Annotated in this window: 2 protein-coding genes and 1 pseudogene; all 3 read right to left on the bottom strand. The window is 60.6% G+C overall.

Features of this window, described 5'->3' with window-relative positions; all coding sequences use genetic code 11:
* Positions 1-53 precede the first annotated feature (53 nt).
* A pseudogene (locus tag AB3X94_RS41475) lies at positions 54-1,636 on the bottom strand (IS66 family transposase).
* 31 nt (positions 1,637-1,667) lie between these two features.
* Positions 1,668-2,021 carry an IS66 family insertion sequence element accessory protein TnpB gene (gene tnpB / locus AB3X94_RS41470; protein WP_027821158.1) on the bottom strand — a complete coding sequence of 118 codons (354 nt, stop codon included), beginning with the start codon at positions 2,019-2,021 and terminating at the stop codon, positions 1,668-1,670.
* Positions 1,997-2,500 (bottom strand): transposase, encoded by a 504-nt coding sequence (locus AB3X94_RS41465; RefSeq protein WP_368614438.1) that lies wholly within the window; start codon positions 2,498-2,500, stop codon positions 1,997-1,999. Before AB3X94_RS41465 ends, tnpB begins: the two co-directional genes overlap by 25 nt.
* Positions 2,501-2,587: the final 87 nt, after the last annotated feature.

Below are 2,587 nucleotides of genomic sequence, written 5' to 3'. Positions count from 1 at the left end.
CGTAAGCGGTCAATTAACGACGCCCATCAGAGTTGTTGAACAGGGCAATAGACTTACCGCAGTTCGGCGGGCATGCACCAGGGAAGAAGCGCGGCGTAGTCGTCGACGGTCTGCGCGAGCGGTAGGCATCGGAGTAGCCAGTTGAGGTATCGATATGGATCGATGCCGTTGGCTTTTGCCGACTGGACCAGCGAGTAAAGATTCGCGCTCGCATGTGCACCGGCAACCGTGTCGGCAAACAGAAAGCCCTTGCGCGCTACGACGAACGGCCTGATCTCGTTCTCACAGGCGTTGTTCGAGATTGGATAGTCGCCGTTTTCAACGTAGCGGCTCAGCTTGTGCCACTGCCGATTCAGATATTGCAGCGCTTTGCCGAGCATGCTACCCGGCACGACGGCAGGCAGATGCTCAATCAACAGTTGCTCGATGACGGCGAGCACGCGGGCGCTATAGCGGCGGCGTAATCGCAGCCGGCGAGCGGCGTTCCACTTCGCACTTCGCGCCTCAGCCGCGAACAGCTTGCCGATGAGGTTGATGAAACGCGTTGACAGCAGGTCCGGAGTGCGAGCGGCTTTCGGCACCGTATCCTCCGCCTTGACGAACGCGCGCCTTGAATGAGCCCAACAACCAAGATGGACGAGTTGATGGTCGTGCGCGATGCCGCTATACAGCTCATATCCCATCGGTCATCAACGCCGCGCCTGGTTTGACGCCGACGTAGAGTTGCGCGGCGTGTTTTGCACCGCGCCCGGGCGTGTAAGTGAACAATCGAATGGGTGGTCCCGAACCGTTCATTTGCGCCCAGACGTAGCTCTTTGTTTGCGGTCGGCGCCCCAGGCTCCTTGAGCACCTGGAAGGTCGTCTCGTCGCCATAGATCAGATCTGCTTCGAGCAACGTATCGCGCATCAGGTTGATCACCGGCTGGGTCGCAAGCCCAACCCGCACAACGCTGATGGCAACCGTGTTCGACGAGATGTCGCCGCCGAAGCGTCGCAAGAGCCCGGCCTGACGATAGATTGGCATACCGAACTGGTATTTGCCGGTGATGATCCACGCCAGCGCCGATTCGGTAAACAGGCCGCGCGGAATGATTCGCGGTGGTGGTGGCGTCACCTTGATCCCGAGATCGCAACACGGGCACGCGTATTTGACGCGTTGATGCTGGATCACGCGGATCTGCTCTGGAATCACGTCGAGCTGCTCGCTGGTCTCAACGCCGATTTCCACGAGCGCGTGGCCATCGTGACCACAGAAGCGTTCGGACTCGGGCAGCTCGTGCCGGACAACCTCGCGTGGCAGGCGCGGATCGAGCGGCTTGCGGCCGCGCTTCTTGCGTGTGTGAGCAGACACCGCCGTATCTGCCGTATCTTCCTGCGCGGGCTGTCCTCCGGAGACCGCGAGCGCTTCGGCTTCATTGAACAGACCAAGCTGGTCCGATTCGCGCGATTCGCTAGACGCGCCAAACAGTTCGCGCTTGTACGCTCGCAACCGCTCTTCCGCGAGATCCCGCTCCGCTGTCACCAGCCGTAGTGTGCCGCGCAGTTCGTCACGCTCCTGCTGAACGGCACCAAGTGCGTCGCGTGCGGCGAGCAACTCCTTCAGTTCCTCGGCGGTGATCGTGACATTGATCGGCATGCCCAGTTAGACAGGCATGCTGCGTCGGCGTTCAGCTCACACGGGCGTAATATCGCATTGGGTGCTTCTTGATGGCGGCGAGGTCGACGCCCTGTAGAAGCCAGCCCAATTGCTCGGTGCTCAGCGTCACGACGGCCGCATCGCTGGGCCACGCAAAGCGATCATGACCTTCGAGCCGCTTCAGAAGAAGCCAGAACCCATTGCCATCCCAGGCAATGATCTTGATACGATCGTGACGTCGGTTGCCGAACACATACAGGGCCTCGTCCAGCGGGTTTAGCGACATCGCCTGCTCGACGAGGATTGACAAACCATTGATGCCCATCCGGAAGTCAACGGGATCGCGGTGAACGTAGACCCTCAGCCCATCGTCGAACCGGAACACGGTAGCCTCCCCAGCATCTGGACGATCGTCGCCAGTTCGTCGAGACTCGCGTTGCCGAGTTCAAATTCGACGCCATTCGGCAAGCGCACGAGAAGTGCGGCCACCATCAGTGGCAAGGCCTGCGATGGCCCTTGAGGCGCAGCCGGCGGTGCCGATGGTGCGGTGACGACTGGAATGAATGCCGGCGCCTCGCGCGCCACGCTCGGGCGTACCGGTGTCGGAGTATCGATCAGCACACCATCCGCCCCTGATGGTGAGGTCTGCTGAGCCTGCGCCATTCGCTGCTGACGGTAACGAGTGATCCACTTGCGAAGCTGATTCGGATTTACGTCATGTTCCATGGCCGTACGCGCGATCGACACGCCGGGCTTCAGGCACATCATGACCAGCTCGTCGCGTGCGCCTTCGTCATACTCGCGTCGGCCGTCGCGTTTCTCGCCAATCACCAGACGGCTCTTCAGGTCTTTGTTCTCTGTCATCAGTGTCAGTGTGCAGGTGTCCACGTGGACACCTAGCTTCTGACCTTCTGCCCCTCGATGGAAGGGCGTCTTTTATTGACCGCTTAC

Source organism: Paraburkholderia sp. BR10923, assembly GCF_040948765.1.
Taxonomy (GTDB): Bacteria; Pseudomonadota; Gammaproteobacteria; order Burkholderiales; family Burkholderiaceae; genus Paraburkholderia; species Paraburkholderia youngii.
The sequence above is the reverse complement of the archived record's forward strand: the minus strand, read 5'-3'. Positions and strand labels throughout refer to the sequence as shown.

Excerpts from the sequence above, each read along its gene's own strand:
- AB3X94_RS41465 (WP_368614438.1), bottom strand. The coding sequence starts at position 2,500 with ATGACAGAGAACAAAGACCTGAAGAGCCGTCTGGTGATTGGCGAGAAA.